Annotated in this window: 21 protein-coding genes and 2 pseudogenes; 16 read left to right on the top strand and 7 right to left on the bottom strand. The window is 43.1% G+C overall.

Annotated elements, in window-relative coordinates; genetic code table 11:
* From BMZ22_RS16835 to BMZ22_RS16490, 3 genes and pseudogenes are all read right to left on the bottom strand, one after another.
* Positions 1–140 (bottom strand): annotated as a pseudogene (locus tag BMZ22_RS16835) (IS110 family transposase); the annotation flags it as partial.
* Between the two features lie 174 nt (positions 141–314).
* A complete protein-coding gene (locus tag BMZ22_RS17035; RefSeq protein ID WP_177183481.1) occupies positions 315–452 on the bottom strand; it encodes a hypothetical protein in 138 nt (45 codons plus the stop codon).
* 96 nt (positions 453–548) lie between these two features.
* A complete protein-coding gene (locus BMZ22_RS16490) occupies positions 549–2,594 on the bottom strand; it encodes a thioredoxin domain-containing protein (RefSeq protein WP_090087721.1) in 2,046 nt (681 codons plus the stop codon).
* Between the two features lie 149 nt (positions 2,595–2,743).
* Here BMZ22_RS16490 and BMZ22_RS16485 point away from each other — a divergent pair, with 149 nt between their 5' ends.
* Positions 2,744–3,205: a flavodoxin domain-containing protein gene (locus tag BMZ22_RS16485; protein WP_090087719.1), complete on the top strand. Its 462-nt coding sequence runs from the start codon at positions 2,744–2,746 to the stop codon at positions 3,203–3,205.
* A 398-nt stretch (positions 3,206–3,603) separates the two neighbouring features.
* The gene (locus BMZ22_RS16480; protein ID WP_245745531.1) at positions 3,604–4,530 is read left to right on the top strand and encodes a DMT family transporter; all 927 of its coding nucleotides are present in this window, start codon (positions 3,604–3,606) and stop codon (positions 4,528–4,530) included.
* A gap of 60 nt (positions 4,531–4,590) precedes the next feature.
* On the opposite strand, the gene BMZ22_RS16475 is transcribed toward BMZ22_RS16480, so the two are convergent.
* The gene (locus BMZ22_RS16475; RefSeq protein ID WP_090087716.1) at positions 4,591–5,922 is read right to left on the bottom strand and encodes a short-chain fatty acid transporter; all 1,332 of its coding nucleotides are present in this window, start codon (positions 5,920–5,922) and stop codon (positions 4,591–4,593) included.
* A 271-nt stretch (positions 5,923–6,193) separates the two neighbouring features.
* On the opposite strand from BMZ22_RS16475, the gene BMZ22_RS16470 reads away from it, so the two are divergent.
* From BMZ22_RS16470 to BMZ22_RS16420, 13 genes and pseudogenes are all read left to right on the top strand, one after another.
* Positions 6,194–7,156, top strand: a complete 963-nt coding sequence (locus tag BMZ22_RS16470) for an N-acetylglucosamine kinase (protein WP_090087713.1) — start codon at positions 6,194–6,196, stop codon at positions 7,154–7,156.
* 133 nt (positions 7,157–7,289) lie between these two features.
* Complete coding sequence (locus BMZ22_RS16465; RefSeq protein WP_090087710.1) at positions 7,290–8,147, top strand: MurR/RpiR family transcriptional regulator; 858 nt, start codon at positions 7,290–7,292, stop codon at positions 8,145–8,147.
* A gap of 154 nt (positions 8,148–8,301) precedes the next feature.
* Complete coding sequence (gene murQ / locus BMZ22_RS16460) at positions 8,302–9,213, top strand: N-acetylmuramic acid 6-phosphate etherase (RefSeq protein ID WP_090087707.1); 912 nt, start codon at positions 8,302–8,304, stop codon at positions 9,211–9,213.
* Positions 9,214–9,324: 111 nt separating this feature from the next.
* Positions 9,325–10,638 (top strand): ABC transporter substrate-binding protein, encoded by a 1,314-nt coding sequence (locus tag BMZ22_RS16455; protein WP_090087724.1) that lies wholly within the window; start codon positions 9,325–9,327, stop codon positions 10,636–10,638.
* Positions 10,639–10,998: 360 nt separating this feature from the next.
* Positions 10,999–11,892 (top strand): carbohydrate ABC transporter permease, encoded by an 894-nt coding sequence (locus BMZ22_RS16450; RefSeq protein ID WP_090087705.1) that lies wholly within the window; start codon positions 10,999–11,001, stop codon positions 11,890–11,892.
* 19 nt (positions 11,893–11,911) lie between these two features.
* A complete protein-coding gene (locus tag BMZ22_RS16445; protein ID WP_090087702.1) occupies positions 11,912–12,754 on the top strand; it encodes a carbohydrate ABC transporter permease in 843 nt (280 codons plus the stop codon).
* 188 nt (positions 12,755–12,942) lie between these two features.
* Positions 12,943–13,098 (top strand): annotated as a pseudogene (locus BMZ22_RS16830) (DUF2397 family protein); the annotation flags it as partial.
* Between the two features lie 113 nt (positions 13,099–13,211).
* Positions 13,212–13,451 (top strand): hypothetical protein, encoded by a 240-nt coding sequence (locus BMZ22_RS16435; protein ID WP_090087697.1) that lies wholly within the window; start codon positions 13,212–13,214, stop codon positions 13,449–13,451.
* A gap of 111 nt (positions 13,452–13,562) precedes the next feature.
* Positions 13,563–14,342: an enoyl-ACP reductase FabI gene (gene fabI / locus BMZ22_RS16430; protein ID WP_090087695.1), complete on the top strand. Its 780-nt coding sequence runs from the start codon at positions 13,563–13,565 to the stop codon at positions 14,340–14,342.
* Between the two features lie 364 nt (positions 14,343–14,706).
* On the top strand, positions 14,707–14,796 hold the full coding sequence (locus BMZ22_RS17030; RefSeq protein ID WP_342710760.1) for a putative holin-like toxin: 90 nt from the start codon (positions 14,707–14,709) through the stop codon (positions 14,794–14,796).
* A gap of 109 nt (positions 14,797–14,905) precedes the next feature.
* Positions 14,906–15,118, top strand: a complete 213-nt coding sequence (locus BMZ22_RS17185; protein ID WP_218144071.1) for a hypothetical protein — start codon at positions 14,906–14,908, stop codon at positions 15,116–15,118.
* 81 nt (positions 15,119–15,199) lie between these two features.
* Positions 15,200–16,402, top strand: a complete 1,203-nt coding sequence (locus BMZ22_RS16425; RefSeq protein WP_090087692.1) for a CynX/NimT family MFS transporter — start codon at positions 15,200–15,202, stop codon at positions 16,400–16,402.
* A 108-nt stretch (positions 16,403–16,510) separates the two neighbouring features.
* The gene (locus tag BMZ22_RS16420; RefSeq protein ID WP_090087688.1) at positions 16,511–17,692 is read left to right on the top strand and encodes an MFS transporter; all 1,182 of its coding nucleotides are present in this window, start codon (positions 16,511–16,513) and stop codon (positions 17,690–17,692) included.
* A gap of 53 nt (positions 17,693–17,745) precedes the next feature.
* Here the strand turns inward: BMZ22_RS16420 and BMZ22_RS16415 are convergent, their stop codons facing one another.
* The 3 genes from BMZ22_RS16415 to BMZ22_RS16405 all read right to left on the bottom strand — a co-directional run bounded on the left by BMZ22_RS16415 (position 17,746) and on the right by BMZ22_RS16405 (position 20,492).
* Positions 17,746–19,404, bottom strand: coding sequence for an SLC13 family permease (locus BMZ22_RS16415; protein WP_090087685.1), 1,659 nt, complete (start codon positions 19,402–19,404; stop codon positions 17,746–17,748).
* A 210-nt stretch (positions 19,405–19,614) separates the two neighbouring features.
* Positions 19,615–19,971, bottom strand: coding sequence for a hypothetical protein (locus BMZ22_RS16410; RefSeq protein ID WP_218144070.1), 357 nt, complete (start codon positions 19,969–19,971; stop codon positions 19,615–19,617).
* Between the two features lie 110 nt (positions 19,972–20,081).
* Positions 20,082–20,492, bottom strand: a complete 411-nt coding sequence (locus tag BMZ22_RS16405) for a GlcG/HbpS family heme-binding protein (protein ID WP_090087679.1) — start codon at positions 20,490–20,492, stop codon at positions 20,082–20,084.
* 288 nt (positions 20,493–20,780) lie between these two features.
* Between BMZ22_RS16405 and BMZ22_RS16400 the strand changes: the two genes are divergently transcribed.
* Positions 20,781–20,995: IS110 family transposase (locus tag BMZ22_RS16400; protein ID WP_143069999.1), on the top strand; the 215-nt coding region annotated here is incomplete at its 3' end.

Genomic DNA, 20,995 nt, shown 5'->3' with positions numbered 1-20,995 from the left:
TCAAAGACCAAGCGTTTCCCTAAATCAATGCCGCGGTCATCCTGTGCTCTCGCGACGTGTTTTTTCTTCGCGATATCAATACCTACGATTAATGTTTCCTCTGTGATTTGCCTTATTTTTTCATTTCGATTATAATTCATTGGTGAGTCCTCCTTGGTTTTTATTTAATTAGGGGTCGATGCGCATCGACACCCCGTACTATACCAAGGGGACTCTTTTTGTATCAAACCTCAAATACCCTCAAATTTTTTCAATACAGGAATGCTCCTTTTTTTCTATTATACGTTCCGATTTTATAGAAAGCTATATGAGAATCATGTTTCTTCAACTTTTTCAGCCAGCTTGCTGACAACCCATTTTTCAGCGGTTGATTCGTCAACTTCATAAACTTTGCCTGCACGGAGAAGATCACCGTGATACATGGTCTGCACGTTCATTTTGACTTTTTGCATGTGTGACGCTCCTTTGAAAATATATTCAGTATAAGTTTAACATATGGCACTAGAATTTTACGTAAATATTGAAGTTCACAAAAAGACCGCTAACGTTCAGCGGTCCTTTCGAATAGACGCCCATGCTTGTTCAGTGTCCGTAGTCGGCTGATGGCAGGCAAAATTTTCACAGACATATATTGTACGTGCGCCATTTAGCTGCTTATAATCGGCGGTGAACGGGGCGACTTGAGCTAATTCCTCGGGGTTATCACTGACAAGCAGTGTCACATCAGGAAGAAATGTTTGCTTTAGCTCGGTTGTGAAATCATCTGTGCTTCCAAGGACGACGACTTCTTTGGTCGGGTTTTCCATCGGGAGCAGACTTTGAATGAACTGGACACCAGCGACTGGCACCTCGCTTATATCATTATAAAAGGTATAGTACATTTCCTCGACTTTATCAAGATAGGCTGTGTTGCCGGTCAGATAGCCGAGTTTCGCGAGCATCACCGCTGCAACGCCATTTCCGGACGGGAGGGCGCCGTCATAAACTTGTTTCTCCCGTGATAACAATTCTTCACTGTCATATCCATTGAAGAAAAATCCGCCCTCTTCCGTGTCCCAGAATAAATCAATCATATCATCCGCGATGCGGCGGGCATGTTTCAAATATGACACTGAGAACGTTGCGTCATATAATTCACTGTAAGCCCACAGCAAAAAGGCATAATCGTCATGATAGCCGTAAAATTTAACATCGCCATCACGGAAACGCGCCATAACCCTGTCTTCCTGAATCAGGTGTCGTTCAATGAAATGGATGCTGTTTTCAGCCGCTTTTGTATATTCCTCGTTTTCGAAAACGTTGCCGGCTTTGGCGAGTCCGGCTATCATCATGGCATTCCAGGAAGTTAAAATTTTATCGTCCACATGCGGGTAAACCCGTTTCTCCCTTTCGGTGAGCAAGATTTTACGGGATTCTTCCAATTTCTGATAAAGTTCCGTTAAGCCCATATTATTATCCGCTGCGATTTTTTCTAGATCTGTATTCAACAGGTTCGGGATGTTTTTGCCTTCGAAGTTACCCTCGCGTGTTATGCCGTATGCGGACGAGAATACGTTGCCAAGTTCTTCTCCCAGAATATTAAAGATTTCATCATACGCCCAAACATAATATTTGCCTTCAACACCTTCTGAATCAGCGTCAATGGCAGAGTAGAAACCGCCGTCCGGATTTTTCATTTCCCGTGTGACAAATGTAATGATCTGTTCACTGATCGTTTTATACAGCGGATTTCCGGTAATCTGATAGCATTCCGTATACGCTATTAGCAGCAAGGCGTTATCATAAAGCATTTTCTCGAAATGAGGAACGAGCCATTTTTCATCCGTGGAATAGCGGGCGAAACCAAACCCGATATGATCGTAAATGCCGCCGTTGGCCATTGTTTGCAGCGTGCTTTCAGCCATTTTCAGTGCTGCGTTTTCACCTGTAAAATAATAATATCTTAATAAATACAGCAGGTTTTGCGGTGTTGGAAATTTGGGTGCCGAACCGAATCCACCGTTGTTAAAATCAAATCGTTTGCCGAGCTGTTTAAAAGCTTTATCAGTAAAATCCTTACTCAGGCGCTGCTCGCTTTTAGTTGTTACTGTTTTTTTGAGTGCGTCTGTTACGCTCTTTGTTACTTCTGATATATGCTCAGGTTCTTGTCGATATTTTTCCTGCAGCTGTGTAATCACGTCCATGAAACCCGGCATGCCGTATTTGCTTACGCGGGGGAAATATGTTCCCGCATAAAAGGGTACTTTATCAGGGGTCATGAAAATCGATAATGGCCAGCCGCCCTGCCCGGTCATCATCTGGCATACCTTCATGTAGACCGAATCAATATCAGGCCGCTCTTCCCGGTCGACTTTAATTGCGACAAAATGCTCGTTTAAAAAGGCTGCCACGTCATCATCCTCGAATGATTCATGCGCGAGTACATGACACCAATGACACGTCGAATAGCCGATGGAAAGAAAAATCGGCTTGTCTTCTTTTTGTGCTTTTTCGAATGCTTCATCCCCCCATGCATACCAATCAACAGGGTTGTATGCGTGCTGCTGAAGATAGGGTGATTTTTCATGAATAAGACGATTAGGCTGTTTTGACATGTGCTACACCTTCTTTTCTTTAGAGGTTTATCTTCATTTTATCCAATCGTCTGCCTTAATAACAAACAATAGAGAAATTGAATAATTGAAACGGATTATCCTCAGCATTAAAATAAATAGAGACTGATTAGATTTGTGAGGGATTTCTGATGGGAAACGTGCTGCTGGCTTATGTCAGCATGACCGGCAATACAGAAGCAATCGCTGAAATAATGAAAGAAACAGTAGAAGTACACGGCCACAACGTGGTGACCAAAACGTTTGAAATGGAAATAATCGATATAGATGAACTCCCGGGGTATGATGGGATCCTTGCCGGTACGTATTCCTGGGATGACGGCACATTGCCTTTTGAAGTTGAAGATTTCTATGAAGATCTGGAAGAGGCAAATATTACCGGTATGCCTGTGGGTGTGTTTGGTTCAGGGGAATCCTTTTATCCAACATTTGGCGGTGCTGCAAATTTGCTTGGTGACCGGTTTGAGGAGAGACAGGCAAACTTGATGTCCGAGCGGCTGATTGTCGAGCTTGCCCCGAGGGGCGATGATATCCTCAGGTGTCAGGCGTTCGCTGAGCGGTTTTGCAAAATGATAGAAAGTAAAACTGATTGATTAAGTGAAATAGAAAACTTGCTGCCTATAAGGACAGCAAGTTTTCACGTTCTATTTAAGAGGGGGGTAATACAAAGCATTACATTTATTGTTGTACCCGCTCAGAAAAATTTAAAACATATTTTTTTAGATTTCATAGTTTTTAGAACAAAAAGGGGTGCCCCAAAATAGAGGGACACCTGGCAGTTGCGCTAAAAGGGGGAATCTTATAGCGTATATTCATCATAATTCGATAAGGTTCGAGCGTCCATGCAACAAAGTATTTAAAAAAGTTGGGAAAGTCTGGATTTACGTATCTAAAGTACTAGGCTTAAAGTATTGTTAAGGTGTGACAGTTGCCACCCGAACCCGAAGTTATTATACTGGTCATATTATGTTAGAAAAAGAGGTTTTATTTTATGGAATATTTCATGCGGCAGCGTAAGTGGGCAGCATGGCTGTTAATAGTGATGATAACACTGATTTGGGGCTACGCATGGGTTTTCATGAAAGCGTCATTAAATTTTATGGGACCGTTCACGTTTTCGGCTTTTCGATTCGGGACAGGGACGGTAACTTTGCTGATAGCGGTATGGCTGTTGAAATCGGGCAAACCGCCACGCAGCATGTGGAAGCATTTGGTAGTCGTCGGCGTTTTGCAGACAACAATTGTTTTCACATTTGTTATGTACGCCATGCAATTTGTTGATGCAGGCAAATCATCCGTTTTGCTTTATTCAATGCCGCTATGGAGCAGTATCTTTGCTGTGAAAATTCTGGGTGAGAAAATAACTTCCGGAAAAGTTGCCGGCCTTGTGGTAGGAATGGCCGGTTTGATTACAATACTTGGTTGGGATATATTTTTTGTTCAGGACCCGGCCGTTATTTTTGGCGAAATGCTGATTATTGTTGCGGCGGTGTCATGGGCTGGAGCGAATGTCTACTATCGAACGCGAATAAAACGCATGACACAACTCCAAGTATCAGCTTATCAAATGCTTTTTGGAACGCTCGGAATATTTATCGCGACGTTATTTGCTGAATGGGGTGAACCTGTTACGCTCAATAGTGAAAGCCTATTTTACATATTATTTACAGGTGTGCTTGCCTCAGCTTTATGTTTTACGCTCTGGTTTGTGCTGCTAAGCGTAATTGATATGATCACCGCGACGCTGTCAACATTACTTGTCCCGGTATTTGGTCTTTTCTTTGGCTGGGTCATTCTTGATGAAGAACTCACTGCGAGCATCATGACCGGTTCTGTCATGATTATTGTTGGCATCGGAATGGCTCAAATTGCAGGCAAAAAGAAAGCCGGGCTGCAACGCAAAGCTGACTCCGGCTGATTTAACATGTTGTTGATATGAATAACGCCGGTGCCTGTGAGGGCACCGGCGATTTATAGTTCACAAGAACAATAGTCCAATCGAAATAGGGATAAAGCTATAAAATAAAATCAAGACACAAAAGCCCATAATATCGCGGACTTTCAAGCCCGCAATTGCGAGCAGTGGCAATGCCCAGAACGGTTGAATCATATTGGTCCACGCATCACCCCAAGCAACCCCCATGGCCGTTTTGGCAGTGTCCGCACCGATTTCAAGCGCTGCTGGTATCATAATAGGTCCCTGGACAGCCCACTGGCCGCCTCCGGAAGGTACGAAAAAGTTAACAATACCGGCGCTAATGAATGAAAACAGCGGCAGTGTCACTTCATTTGAAATACTGACAAACCACATCGACATCTCCTGTGATAAACCTGATTCAACCATCATTCCCATAATACCCGCATAAAAAGGAAACTGAATAATGATGCCGCCAACGTTTTTAACAGCTTTGGAAACACTGTTCAGGAAACGCTGCGGTGTTTTGTGGAAAAGAATCCCCATAAACAGGAATGTGAAGTTGACGATGTTAAGATTTAAGTCAAAACCATTCGTGGCAAAATGATAAATGATGAAAGCCAACCCCATCAAACCAATTATTAGTGAAATGATCCGGCTGTTTTCCAGTTTTTCAGCGGGGGTTTCCGGATCGGGCGAAGATAATTCTTCTTCTTCATCTTCATATTCTTTCGTGTCCCAAGTCGCAGCATCGGTGTTCGTAAACGGGTCACGTGCCCGCATTAAATACCGGTTCAAAAATGGCAATGTCAATAAAAGGAACAGAACGATAAATAAATTAAAGCTGCTGAAAAGCGTTTCGGTTACGGGCACTGACCCAATCGAATCCATTAAGAAATGATCTTCTGTGGCAATCAATAACGGTATGGACCCGGAAAGCCCGCCATGCCATAACAAGAAACCGCTGTAAGCACTTGCCATCAGTAAGCGATAATCAACCGAAGTCACACGGCGTGCAACGTGAATGGCAAGAAGTGCGCCCACAACCAATCCAAACCCATAGTTGATGAGACAGGCAACCGAAGCAACAAATGTTACCAGTAAAATTGCCTGCCCCGGTGTGTTGGCAAATGTGCTTATCTTTTTTAATATGTTACGGACAAACGGCGTGCTGGCCAGAATATAGCCGGTCACGACAATGAGCGACATCTGCATGGCAAATGCAAGTAAATCCCAAAAGCCGGTCCCCCAATAATCAACCATTTCCACGGGTGAACTGCCCATAACGCCCATGCCCAAAAGAAAAACAATAATTGTCAGGATGATAGCAAACAAAAAGGCATCAGGCAAAAAACGCTGGACAATCCGGTCAAAAAATGATGTGATTGCTTTCAATTTTAAGTTCCCCCTTCTTAATGATGTAAGCGGTTTAAAAGCATATCTATAACACTAGCAAAAAACGATAGAGCCGTCAAAACTTGTTTAATTATATGGGACAGCCCCTAAAAGCATGCATAGACTAACTCAAATTTTAAAGTTACTTCGAGTTCATGAGCTTTGTGTCATAAACAACACCCTTTTAGAAAACAGTGATTAAAAAAAAGCTTGTTTAAAGATTGTAAGTTTTATAAGATAAACAAAAGATACGTAAAAAGGATGGTTAGATATGACATACATCGCCGGCATTGACGGGGGCGGGACAAAAACAACTGCTGTCATCACAACTGCTGATGGTAAATTTGCAGCAAAGGCATCTGCAGGCCCGGTTAACCCGAATGTTGTTAAACAGGATGAATTGTACGAGACATTTTCCGGTCTGATGCATGATTTGAGTCAACAGGATCGAATGGCCTTTAATCAACTCACCAGTTTATTTGCCGGCATATCAGGAGCGGGTAATAATAAAGCTGTTCAGATGCTGACGGGCTTGTTAAAAGAGCTTATACCTGAAAAGACTCGCGTCAGAGTTGAGCCTGATACAGTTAACGCCCTGTATTCTGGCACCTTGGGTGAACCTGGGATTGTGCAGATTGCAGGGACCGGCTCGATTACGTTCGGCATCAATGCTGAGGGAAGACGTGATCGTACAGGGGGATGGGGCTATTTATTTGGTGATGAAGGCAGCGGCTATGATATCGGCAAGGCGGGAATTACAGCCGCCTTAAAAGCTTTTGATGGACGCGGCAGAGACACTGTGCTGTTTGACATGGTCTGTTCGCATTTCCAGATTGCTGACCCTTACAACCTTATCCAGTATATTTATAGTTTGCCATCTCCGAAAAGCGCTATTTCACCTGTCGCAAAATTGGTGTTTGAGGCTTATAAACAACAGGACACAGTTGCCGCAAAAATTATGAGAGACGCTGCAACTGAAGTGATGACCAGTATCCAGACGCTAAAAGCGAAACTTTACCAACCTGATGAGAAAGTGAATGCTGTTTTGTGCGGCGGTATATTCGAGGATAAAGATGTGCTTTTGAAATTGCTGAAAAAAGAGTTTCAGAGCGATCAGACATTAACACTAATTACGCCTGACATGACACCAGTCGGCGGGTCCATTATTGGTGCTTGTTTAATGGAAAACAATTCGCCTGACGAAACTATCGTTCAAAATTTATCCCGCATGTAATGGACAATAACCCGCCTTAGAACGGCGGCTAACTGTCCCTAAATGCCCGATTCTGATCAACTAACAATCAGTGGGGGAGAACGCCCACTGATTGAAGTTTCACTTTATTTCAACTTATTAGGAGGCGATCGGATTGTCACAAATCAAAGGCGGTCTGACACTATTAAAGGACATGCTTCACGGCCTGCCGCCATCAGAAAAGAAATTGGCTGAATATATATTGGAAAAACCTGAAGAAGCAATCATGCTGACAGCTGTAACGTTGGGAAAAGCAAGCGGCACATCAAGCGCAGCAGTTATTCGGTTATGCAAATCACTCGGACTTAAGGGGTTCCAGGAATTAAAAATCCGCGTAGCCGGCGATTTACAGAAGCACGGCGAACAGGATTTCCGGGATATTGAGCCCAATGATAAAACGGAAAATTTAATTGAAAAAATGACAGCCAATACGATCCAGACAATTCAAGAAACGGTGGATATTATGCGCACCTCTGATTTACAGCGTGCTGCCAACGTGCTTTCCGAAGCAAAATCTATTGTCTTCATCGGCGTCGGTGCGTCATTTATTGCAGCTCAGGATGCCGAACAAAAGTTTATACGAATTGATAAATTTGCGCAGGCTTTCTCGGATGTACATATGGGTGCAACGGCCATTGCGAATAAAGGACCTGAGGATGTTGTGGTGGGCATTTCTTTTTCAGGTGAAACAAAAGATGTCGTCGATTTAATGGAACTGGCTAAAAGAAAACAAGCAAAGACAATCAGCATTACTAAGTCCGGCAAATCACAGGTGAGCGATATTTCTGATATTCAGTTGCATACATCTGCAGCAAAAGAAGCGACATTCAGAAGTGGTGCAACATCGTCAAGAATGGCCCAGCTGCATGTGATTGATATTTTGCTTATGGTGATAGCATCCAGTCAGTATGAAAAAATAATTAAGCATCTAGATGAAACAAGAAAAGCAATATCCGCTTTGACAAAGCGATAACTGTGTGCAAACTGAAATTATATTACAAAAATATATAAATATTGTTGACAAAATAATTCAACCAGCCTATACTGAAAACAAATTAAAGTGTGAAAATTTTTAAATATAATATGAAAGCGTTTTACTAAATTTGGGGGCGGGGAGATACTTGCATATGGAACTGGCAAAACTGACGACCGAACAGCGAAACAAGTCAAGTGTGCATTTGGATCAGATGACGACGAAGGAAATTTTAAATGTGATTAATGAAGAAGATAAGAAGGTCGCGATGGCTGTAGAAACGGTATTGCCCAAAGTGAATGAAGTCGTTGAAGCTACTTACAAGCGATTGCAGAAGGGTGGGCGATTGTTTTATGTTGGTGCCGGCACGAGCGGCAGGCTTGGGGTGATGGATGCCTCAGAATGCCCGCCGACATTTATGACTTCGCAAGACACCGTTCAAACGGTCATGGCCGGCGGGAATGGGGCTTTTTTTAAAGCAGTTGAAGGATCTGAGGATGAAGAATCACAGGCAATTAATGATCTGAAAGCCAGAAATCTTACTGATAAAGATGTTGTCGTGGGCATCACTGCAAGCGGCAGGACGCCATACCCGATTGGTGCTTTAAAGCATGCCGGGAAAGTTGGTGCGTACAAAGTCTCTCTGTCATGCAATGAGCGTTCATCAATCAGTCAGTTTGCGGATACAGAAATCGAAGTCGTTGTTGGGCCGGAAGTGTTGACAGGCTCCACCCGGATGAAAGCCGCCACTGCCCATAAGATGATTTTGAATATGATCAGCACAACAACGATGGTCAAACTTGGGAAAGTCTATGAAAATCTTATGGTGGACGTTCATGCCAGTAATTATAAATTAATGGAGCGAGCCAGACGCATTATTATGGAGATTACGGGGGTGGACTACAATGAAGCGGATCAGACACTTGCCTTAACGAATAACCAGGTAAAACCTGCTATCGTAATGCTTAAAGGAGGTGTTTCGTACAGCGAAGCGGAAGAAGCAATCAAAAAGAGTAATGGATATGTCCGTGATGCGATTGCCCATGCTCTTAACTTTCAAATCTGAAACAACATTAACAGGCACATGAACTGTTGATGCGTTTCATATATTTTAACAAAACAAAGGGGGAGAATTATTTTGAAGCGATTATTGAAAAATCCTTTCGTCCTTATTCTGATGATCGGCTTACTGATGATAGCAGTTGCTTGTTCGGATGACAGTTCATCAGAAGACGCTTCGGAGGACAGCGGTGAAAACACCGGTGAAGCAAGTGACGGTGAAGGGTTAAGTGGAACACTTGAGATTCAATACTTTGTTGGAGGCTATGGGGACTCCTGGTGGAAAGAAGTGATTGGTGACTTCCAGGAAGAACACCCTGATTTGGAGATTAAAGAACATGCCGGACCGAATATTAATGAAGAAATGCGATCACGCTGGGTATCCGGAGATCCGCCTGATGTTGTCTATATCGATGGTGCAGGCTCCAGTGAAACACAGATGGTTGAGGACGGTCAGTTGATGGACCTTACCGAGTGGGTGCAGGACATTGAAGTTGATGGCACACCACTGATGGATAGTTTCATTGTACCACCGTCTGACTTTGACGGCAGTGTATACAGTTTGCCGCTCGTATTTGATACGTGGGGCACATGGTACGACAAAGCGTGGTTTGAGGAAAATAACTGGGAAGTTCCGTCTGATTTTGATAGTTTCATGAGCTCGATGGGGCAGATCCAGGAAGATGCTGATATCTCGCCATTTGTAACAACCGGCCAGCATCCATACTACTTCCTTCGAGGCATGCTGTACCCGGCGTTTGGAGCAGCCGGCGGCGATGAACTGTTAAATGACGTCATCACTGGAGCTGAAGGCGCATGGTCAAGCGACACGGTTCTTGAAGTGATGAAGAAAGTAGAAGAAATGCAACAAGCAGGTTATATCGATGAAGGATTTGCGGCCATTAACCATACGCAGTCACAAATGAACTTCCTGCTTCATGATAACGCCTATATTCCGGTTGGATTTTGGCTTCCAAATGAGATGGAAGGCGACAAACCGGAGAATTTGGAATATGGCTTCGTTCCATCACCGATGAACGATTCCGGCGAGCCAATGGCAGTCGTACCGGATTTGCGTCCGCTGGCAATTGCCGAGCAGGCAGAAAACCCTGAAGCGGCCAAGGCTTTTGTTGAATTTATTTACACAAAAGAATATGCAAAATCTTTCTCAGAACATACCGGCGCAATTATGAACCTTGAAGGTGTCGACTTGGCATCCAACGAAAACGTGCCGCAATACTTGATTGATGCTAACGAAATGATCAATGATCCAGAACAAGCCCAAATCTATCATAAGCCTCATCCAATGAGCGCCGATTTGGAAACACCGATTAGTGATTCACTCGTTTCACTGATGTTGGGCAATATTACGGCAGAAGAATTTGTAGAAGAAGCAGAACAAGCAGCCGCTGACTACCGCGAAAGTCAATAACCAATAAAACCGTATGGGATGAGGGTGGGAGATAACTAAAAAGAGTGTTGTGAAAGACAAACAAAGCAATCTGTAAGCGGAAGTAATATACGTAGACTTCTGCGGGTCGGCTAAGGTCGGTCACGTCCTGTGACCAACGCCGACACTAGAACGTCCTGTTCGTCGAAGCAAAGGCATAGGTGAGACCCCGCAGGGCGCTAGCCCGAGGAGGCTCACCAGCCGCCCGCGAAAAGCGAAGTATATTACTGGAGCGGGTCATTTGCACTCCTCTTACTTTGCCAGGTAGGATTTTCTTTCAATGAAAAATTCTTTTGTCCCAACCTCATCCCATACCCTTATTTAATCGGAAAGAGTGATTGAATGGTACAATCTAAAAAACAAAAATACCTGTTTTTAGCATTTTGCCTTGTTCCTACGTTTATTATGTTTGGCATTTTTACCCTTTATCCATTATTCAGCGGATTGTATTATTCCTTTTTTGAGATGTCAGGGTCATCACAGGCAAAAGAATTTGTCGGCTTTGATAATTATATACAATTATTTAAAGATGAGATCGTACCTGCTACCATTTGGCACGATTATTTCCTTGTCATCACTAAAGTAATCGGGATTATGATTATGGCAATGTTTATCGCCGTAGCCTTGACGCAGCTTAAAATTAAAGAAGCACCATTTTACCGGATTATTTTTTTCTTCCCGAATATTATGTCGGTTGTCGTCATCGGCATATTATGGACATTCATATATAATCCTGATCTGGGACTGGTCAATTCTGCACTTGAATTTCTTGGCTTGGAAAGTTGGACAAGAGCATGGCTGGGGAATGAAAATTGGGCTTTAACAAGTCTTGTTTTACCGTCGATTTGGGCGGGCATTGGACTCTTCATGCTGCTGTTAATGGGAGGCATTGCAAATATCTCCAAGAGTTATTATGAAGCAGCACGCATTGACGGGGCAAATGAATGGGAGCAATTTTGGAAAGTTACATTACCGCTTGTTTGGCCTCAAATTAAAATATCAATCCTCTATATTGTGATTACAACGTTAAACGGCTCCTTTATCATTGTTCAGGTTATGACCGGAGGCGGCCCGAATAACGCAACACATGTCATGGGGTCGTATTTGTATCAGCAGGCATTTCAGCAATACAATTTCGGGTATGGCGCAACAATCGGTGTGATGATATTGGTCATTTCGCTGGTTACGGTGCTGATTTTGCAATTATTGCTGCGCCGCGACAAGGTGGAATATTAATGAAAGAGGGTGAGACGGCATGAAACGTAGTGTAGGCGAAATGATAACACGATTTGGTATTCGAATCCCGTTAATATTGTGGTCAATTGCCGTGCTGTACCCAATTTTTTGGATGTTTATCGGTTCGTTTAAATCGAACGCTGAAATATATGCCAACCCGTGGGGATTCCCGGAAACCTGGAACTTTCAAAATTTCATAACTGCATGGACCGACTATAATATTGACACGAGTGTGTTTAATAGTTTAATTGTTACAGTCGTCGGTGCGGCCTTGACACTTGTCCTGGCAATTCCGACTTCATATGCTCTCGAGCGGATGCGCTTTAAAGGAAGCAGTTTTCTTTTTACGTTATATGTATCTGCCATGATGATTCCGATGGTGCTTGGCTGGATTCCATTGTTTTTTCTCCTGGGCCAATTTAATCTGTTGGATAATATATTTGGGCTTGCAATTGTGTATGCCATTAGTCAGCTGCCATTTTCGATTTTTGTGCTCACGAGTTTTATCAGCACGATACCGAAATCACTTGAAGAATCGGCGGCTATGGACGGCATGTCACCGTATGGCGTGCTGTGGAAAATTATTACACCGCTTTCAATGTCAGGCATAATTACTGTGACAATTATGAACGCCATCCAGTTCTGGAACGAATATTTTATGGCACTAATCTTTCTGCAAAGTGAGGAAAATTATACACTCGCACTTGCGATAGACTTTATCAGCAGTGAAGCGCAATATACAAATGCATGGGGGACGTTGTTTGCGAGTCTCGTATTTGCGATCGTTCCTGTCATCATTTTATATTCGATTTTCCAGCAGCGGATTTCAAAGGGGATGACAGAAGGTGCTATCAAAGGTTGAAAAATAAAGAACAAGGAGTGCTCTGATGATCTTTTTTCAGGGCATTTTTTTATGTGATTAAAAGTCTTTTGACTAAGGATACCCAAGCCTCAGCAGAATTTTACTTGAATTTCCGAATCATCTTCCATAGACAGATTGAGGGCTGCAGACGTACAATAAAAGAAAGTCGAAAAATGCGAGTGATAAACATGCAGACACAGCCTTTTAAAAAAGTGCAGGAAGCTTCCTATCTGACAGCGGATAAAGCATGGAGCTACCGGGCAATCCTGCGCTATTTTTACATACAGCATGAGCGGATGGGTGAATTTCTTTTTCCTGAAGAAATTTTGGCGCACCTGAAAGATCTGATTGTTAGATGAACAGAATCGGATATTTAGGGACAGTTAGCCGCCGTTCCAGGCCGGTTTACTGTCCATTACATGCGGGATAAAATTGTCAGCAGATGGAGGCCGGTTAAATGGGCAAAGTGACTATGCAGGACCTGTTCGTCGCGATTCAGGAAGTGTCAAAAGATGTCGGGGAAATTAAAGAAAGATTGAGCAGTTTAGAAGATAGAGTCGGGAATATAGAGACAGAAATAAAAACAATCCGAAACGACGTACGCAAACTGGGTTATAAACTGAACGATCACAATAATGAGCTGCTGGACACGAGAGCACGTGTTACACTGCTCGAGAAAGAGGCAGGCATCGAATAGCAAAGCTTGCATAGGCAGGCTTTATTTTTTTATCCCGTTGCCATTTAAAACCTGGTCTTAATTATGCTACATTATACTTATAAACATATCCTTTAAATCGGAGGTACATATATGACGTCGCTATTAAAAGATAAGAATATTGTTGTGATGGGCGTAGCCAATAACCGGAGTATCGCCTGGGGCATTACAAAATCACTCTATAACGCCGGGGCCAATTTGATTTTCACGTATCGTCAGGAGCGCTCAAAGCAAAAACTGGAAAAATTGTTGGAAAAAAATGAAATAAAACCTAAGTTTATTGTTTCCTGCGATGTTGAAGATGACGAAAGCATCGAGCAAGCATTTCAGGAGATTGGTGAAAACGCTGGTACAATTCATGGGCTGGTCCACTCAGTTGCGTTTGCTAATACAGATGAACTGAAAGGCGATTATGCTGATACCTCACGAGATGGCTACTTGACTGCACAAAATATCAGTGCCTACTCACTGGCAGCGGTTACCCGGGAAGCCAGAAAGTTCATGACCGAGGGCGGCGGAATTGTCACTCAGACATATCTTGGTGCTGAACGTGTTGTGCCGAATTACAATGTAATGGGAGTAGCGAAAGCAGCTCTTGAAGCAAGCGTACGATATCTTGCTGAAGATGTCGGAAAAGATGGCATTCGTGTGAATGCAGTGTCAGCCGGACCAATTCGAACTTTATCAGCAAAAGGCGTATCAGGATTTAATGATAAAATGTCAGTCGTTGAAGAAAAAGCACCGCTTCGCCGTCAGGTTGATCAGGATCAGGTCGGTGATGCCACATTGTTCCTGCTTAGCGATTTGGCACGGGGCGTTACGGGCGAAGTACTTCACGTGGATTCAGGCTTTCACATTGTGGCAGGCGGCTAACTTATGTTTATGATTGACGGGTGTTCCTCAAGGGATGCCCGTTTTTTTCTGATTGAGCCGACAGGACGCTTGTGTATTTAAAAAGTTTCCCCCATAAATGAATTACAAGCCTTCTCATTTCCCGGCATATAATACACCATAACAGTAAATAGTTATTCTTTCCTTTATATCGAGCAGTTACCTCAACTGCAAAACTCTCTAAAATGATTCCAAAGGCTCAGCAAATAAATGTACCGGAACTCAAAACACAAACATTTGTTCGCATTTTTAACTTATTTTGTGCTATACTACCAACCAAGGGCTGTTTCTCAGACGGGCATGCGGCTGGCTATCCTGGCCGTTAAAGGGGGTGAGGCTCTTGGGTATGTTTGAAGTATTTATGGTACTGATTGGCTTCGGTACTTTGTTAGTTGGATTGCTGGCGTTAATCGTCGAGATGATCAACAAAAAATAGACCTCTCAAAAAAACCTGTGACGGAATAAGAGAGGTCTATTCGTGACAAGCCGAACCACTGAAGGAACAGCTTAATCGACCACAGTATCCGCTGTGGTCTTATTATGATATGCATACCATTTCCTACATTATACCTAGAAAGTATGGCTGTGAAAAGAAAAAAGACTCGGGTACCGGTCTGGAAATCACGCTGGTTAAAATGTCTGAACAGAATAATATGAACGAAGGACCAATACTCGATAAAAGCCTTATTTTCCGCCAGTTGACCGGGTGTGCTATATTAGACATAGATTTGCAGCTCACCCAGATAGCATCTGCCTGATGGAAATAAAGGCTTGTCGGCCCAATCTGCGGCGGTAAGCCAAATTTAATGATATGCGATATTTAGAAAGGGTATATGTGAATGGCTAATGATAGTTCAAAAAGGTTATACCAGTTTTTGCTTATAATAGGAATTGTCCTGGTCGCATTTAATCTGCGCCCCGCCATTACTTCAGTTGGGCCAGTAATCGGCATAGTACGCGATGATATCGGGTTGTCAAACTGGAGTGCCGGCATTTTAACAAGTCTGCCGTTGATAGCTTTTGCAGTTACTTCTCCGCTTGCGCCCAAATTGGGAAATCGATATTCCAACGAACGAATGTTATTGGCAGGTCTTATCATGCTTTTTCTGGGAATATCAATCCGTTCTATCTCAATTATTGCATTCTTATTTGCCGGCACATTATTCGTCGGACTGGGCATTGCCATTTTAAATGTACTGTTGCCTGGTGTAATTAAGGAAAAGTTTCCATCTAAGGTTGGGCTAATGACAAGTGTTTATTCGACATCGATGGGAATTTTTGCAGCCTTAGCATCCGGGTTGAGTATTTCATTTGCTCAAGGATTGGGAATGGGATGGCAGCTCGCATTGTCAGTTTGGACAATTCCGGCTATTTTTGGAATTGTCGTTTGGCTATACATAGCGAGAAAAGAAAAACCTCAAGATGCTGCTGAATTAAGATATGTTGGTATGAGCGGCAACAGAATGTGGAAGTCATCATTAGCGTGGCAAGTCGCTTGTTTTATGGGATTACAGTCGTTTTTATTTTATGTAACGATTTCATGGCTCCCCGAAATTTTGCATGGTAACGGTTTAACGATGGCCACAGCGGGGTGGATGCTCTCGTTTGCTCAGTTTGTCGGTCTCCCGGCCAGCTTTATTGTACCGATGGCAGCCGGGCGTTTTAAATCGCAGCGGGGCATCGTGTTCATAATGTTTCTCTGTGCTTTTGGCGGCTACGGGGGGCTGCTGATAGGTGAGTCATTTCCCGTTATGATTGTAAGTACGATCCTCATAGGCGTTACGCTAAGCGGCACTTTTGCATTGGCACTTGCGTTTCTGGGTATGCGTGCCCGTAATGCACGACATGCGGCAGAACTGTCAGGAATGGCTCAAGCCCTTGGTTATACGCTGGCTGCAGTCGGCCCGATGTTCATAGGGTACTTGTATGATGTGACCGGTGTATGGACAATCCCCCTTGTTACGCTGCTTATTGTGTCCACTCTGGTGATGGTCTTTGGCATGAGTGTTGGCCGGGATAAATATGTGTTGGATGAAGGTTAAAGTTTTAAATCTATTAAAATAGCTTTATCCCGCATTAATTGACATCAGTGGGGGCTGCATTATCGCCTTTGGGTTATAAGACTAATAGTTAAATTGGATGTGACATATATGGCGCAAAAAGAATATTCAATGCGCGATTTTTATTTTTGGCGGCTCACACTGAGTTTGGCGGTGGCATCATTTTTTGTTTTTGCCGGAATGTATGCAGTGCAGCCGCTGTTTCCTGTTTTTGTGAAAGAATTTGACGTTTCGATCTCTGCCTCGGGTCTATCATTATCTTTAACAATCATCGGCTTGATTATCGGTCTTATTGTGCTTGGTTTTTGGTCAGACCGGAGCGGACGGACAATTTTTATAAAACTATCATTAGCCGGAGCAGCTATCCCGTTTTTAATCATGCCGCTTTTTGACTCATTTATGCTGTTGCTCGTTTTGAGGCTTTTTCAAGGGTTTGCTTTGGCCGGGCTTCCGGCAGCGGCACTTGCCTATTTGAGTGAGGAAATTGATAAACGGAGTGTTCATGCAGCAATCGCTTTTTACATATCGAGTAATGCCCTCGGCGGAATGGTCGGCAGGGTTATGACCGGTTATATGACGGACCATTTTTCCTGGGAGGCTGCTTTTTACATTCTGGCCGGTGTTGGTCTTGTGAGTCTTGCTGCGGTGATGTTTATGCTGCCGTCATCTCGATTCTTTAAACCGAGTTCATTACCGTTTTCCAGTGATTTGAAAGCATTTGCTTACCATTTAAAAAATCCTTCATTGCTCTTGTTTTTCGGTTTGGGTATTGTTTTGCAGTTGTCGTTTACAGGCATGTGGACGTATTTGCCGTTTTACCTTGAAGCACCGCCGTTTTCGCTGCCGCTTGATGTTATTTCGTATACGTTTTTTGCCTATGGCCTGGGTGTAATCGGTTCGCCGCTTGCCGGATGGCTGGCGGGACAATTTGGCTTGCGGCCGGTCCAGTTTTCCGGTGTACTGGTTATGGTTGCGGGAATGTTTGTGACGCTGGGATCTTCGTTATGGATGATCGTTCTCGGGTTGTGTATCACGTGTCTTGGTTTTTTCACAGCGCATTCGTTAACGGCGTCGGCAGTAAGTGAAGAAGTGACAGAACATAAAGGGAGTGCTTCGAGTTTGTATCTCGTTTCTTATTACATTGGTGTTTCGCTTGGAAGTTCAGTGCTCGCACCTTTATGGAACGTTGGAGGATGGACTGCCCTTATTGTTTTACTCGCATGCATCCCGGCCGTTTACCTCGCAATAGTGCGCATTCTTCAGGCTAAGTGAAAATGTTTTAATACTAAAAAAACAGGAAAACCTAGTGGTTTTCCTGTTTTTTATTAGTTGTTTTTCATCATTTCCGGTATTTCGGTCAGTTCGATTCCCCATGCTATTGGGAGCCAGAAATAGATAGCAGCAGCTGCCAATAAGATGCCGAATAGATTCAAAGCAACCCCAGCTTTGGCCATATCCGGAATCCGCAAATAGCCTGAGCCAAATACGACTGCGTTAGGTGGTGTAGCGACAGGCAGCATGAATGCACTGGATGCAGCTACGCCTGCAGCAACCATCACGGTAAATGGATGAACGCCAAGTGCCATTGCCAATGATGCCATAATCGGATACATCATATTGGCTGTAGCCGTGTTGGATGTAATTTCTGTCAGGAAAATCACCATACCGGTCACAACGAGCAATACAAGGAACAAGTGGACGCCCTGAAGAACTGAAAGCTGGTTACCGATCCATTCGGATAACCCTGATTCCTGGAAACCGCTTGCGATCGCTAAGCCGCCCCCGAACAGAAGTAAAATGCCCCAAGGGAGTTTAACGGCAGAATTCCAGTCCAATAAATGATCACCTTCACGGTTTTTAGCCGGAATAATAAACAGAATGATAGCTGCTGTCATGGCGATAATCGCATCGTTAATATTTTCATTGACATACTCAGTCAAAATAAATGAACGCGTAATCCAAGCCAAAGCAGCAAGCGTGAAAATAACCAGGACACCTTTCTCTTCAAACGATGCTTGTCCTAAGTCGTCTTTTTGTTTTTGGATAATTTCTTTTCCGCCCGGAAGCTGGTTAATTTTTTGTGGGTAAGCTACTTTTACCAAGTAAAACCATATGACAAAAATAAATAGCCATGCTACCGGAACCCCAAACAACATCCACCCCGCAAACGAGATTTCAATGCCATACATGTTATTAACAGCGCCTGCAAGCGCAGTGTTCGGCGGCGTGCCGATGAGAGTGGATATACCACCGACTGAAGCTGAATAAGCAATTGCCAGCATAAGCGCCTTCCCGAAACCAAAGTTCTCCGGAGATGTATCAATTGTATTATCTTCTTTCAGCTGGTCAGAAACCTGATAGATAATTGCGAGTCCGATAGGTACCATCATCATGGCGGTTGCCGTATTCGAGATCCACATAGACAAAAAACCGGTTGCTACCATAAAGCCAAGGATAATTCGTTCGGTATTGGTCCCGATAACCGATATAATCGTCAGAGCTATACGTTTATGCAGATTCCATTTTTCCATCGCAAGAGCGATCATAAACCCGCCCATGAAAAGAAATATGGTGTCGTCACCATAGGATGAGGTTGTCGGGCCGATGTCAAGTCCGCCTGTCAGCGGAAATAGAATAATCGGCAAGAGGGAAGTTGCCGGGATTGGTATAGCTTCCGTCATCCACCATACGGCAATCCACGATGTGCTGGCCAAAACAGCCTGTGCTGCATCTGAAAGGCCTTCCGGCTGGAAGAACAGCAGGATTAATATAAACAGTAATGGTCCTAAGATTAATCCAATCAACTGAGCGGTTGAATATGTACGCTTCTTATTACCGCCGTTGCCACCGTTTGATTCTTTTGTGCTGTTTGGATTTATACTGTCAGATCCAAGTTTTGATTTATTTGGCTGCACGAAGAAACTTAACATTTCCTTTGCTTGATCATGTTTCTCCCAAAGCCAACTCCAGGTAGCAGTTATCATACTGTTCCTCCTTCTCAAAAATATTTAAACTAATGAAATCGATAACATTAACCATTTTAAATGAAACAATTCACAGAGAGCAAGTTATTTTTGTTTTCTTTTTAATGGAAAGATACCTGAACTGTTGACAGAATGTGTGTGATTGAAGGTTTATACGCGGGAAGGAGCCTGTTACTGAACGGAGCTTTGGACGTAATAACCGAAAATTATTTAAATGAAGATACGGATCACCCCTGCAATGGCAGCTACAGTACTTAACCCTGTGGCGATCAGCCATTTTAATAGCTTAACATGGTTCGCATGAAGTGTGGCTTCCATTTTTTTATGAAAATTATTCAGCTCGTTCTTCGTAATCAGTTCTTTTTCTTTAATTAATTCATCGATTTTTAAAATAACATCTTTTGTGTCCGCTTTGGATTGTAATGATTGTTCCAATACCTTCAGCCGGGCATCTATTTCATATAATTTTGATTCATAACTTTTTTGTTCATTGGTGGAGTCCTGAATCGTGACCACTCCTTTCCCTGATGCTCCTTCGCGCTTACGATATAATATGCGATTCTTCAAAAAGTGGAAAGGCAGTTAACTGAAGGAGGGGAACCCTTTGTCGATAATGCGTGAGAAAAATTAAAAAGTGCTCAGAAAAATCAATTCTGAGCACTTTTATTCGTTATTTATTATTCCTTTTCAAATGCATTGACTGCTGCTTCTGCGACCTGAACATCCTGTGGAACGGATCCGCCGCTGACACCGACTGCTCCGATTACTTTTCCATTTTTTTCAAGAGGAATGCCGCCGCCGAACACCACAATTTTTCCCTGATTGGTTGTATTAAGTCCCCAAAGTTCTGCCTGAGGCACGGTAGCTTCTTCCAAGTTGGTTGTTGGCATTTTTAAAGCTACTGACGTCCAAGCCTTGTTATGGGCGATGTCAATGCTTGCGAGCCATGCATCATCCATTCGATGCGTTGCAATCAGATTGCCGCCATCGTCAAGTATCGAAATGACCATTTGCACACCGATGTTTCTTGCTTCTTTTTCCGCACTATCAATCAACTTTTTGGCTGTGTCCAAACTAATTTTATCCAATTTACTCATCCCTTCCTACATTAATTCTATTAAAACATTTAACACCAATATAAGAATATGTCAATTTTTTCGTATTTTCTGTTTTATAGTACATTTTTCAGGGTAGAGAAAAATGAGAGTAACTACACAGAGGAAACAACTGGACTGTTAAAAAACAAAAGGAGCATTCCTGTATTGAAAAAATTTGAGGGTATTTGAGGTTTGATACAAAAAGAGTCCCCTTGGTATAGTACGGGGTGTCGATGCGCATCGACCCCTAATTAAATAAAAACCAAGGAGGACTCACCAATGAATTATAATCGAAATGAAAAAATAAGGCAAATCACAGAGGAAACATTAATCGTAGGTATTGATATCGCGAAGAAAAAACACGTCGCGAGAGCACAGGATGACCGCGGCATTGATTTAGGGAAACGCTTGGTCTTTGAAAACAATATAAGTGGCTTTGAACGGCTGATTAATTGGGCCTCAGACATGAAGAGCACCCATAAAAAATCAAAACT

Source organism: Lentibacillus persicus (assembly GCF_900112705.1).
GTDB lineage: Bacteria > Bacillota > Bacilli > Bacillales > Amphibacillaceae > Lentibacillus > Lentibacillus persicus.
The sequence above is the reverse complement of the archived record's forward strand: the minus strand, read 5'-3'. Positions and strand labels throughout refer to the sequence as shown.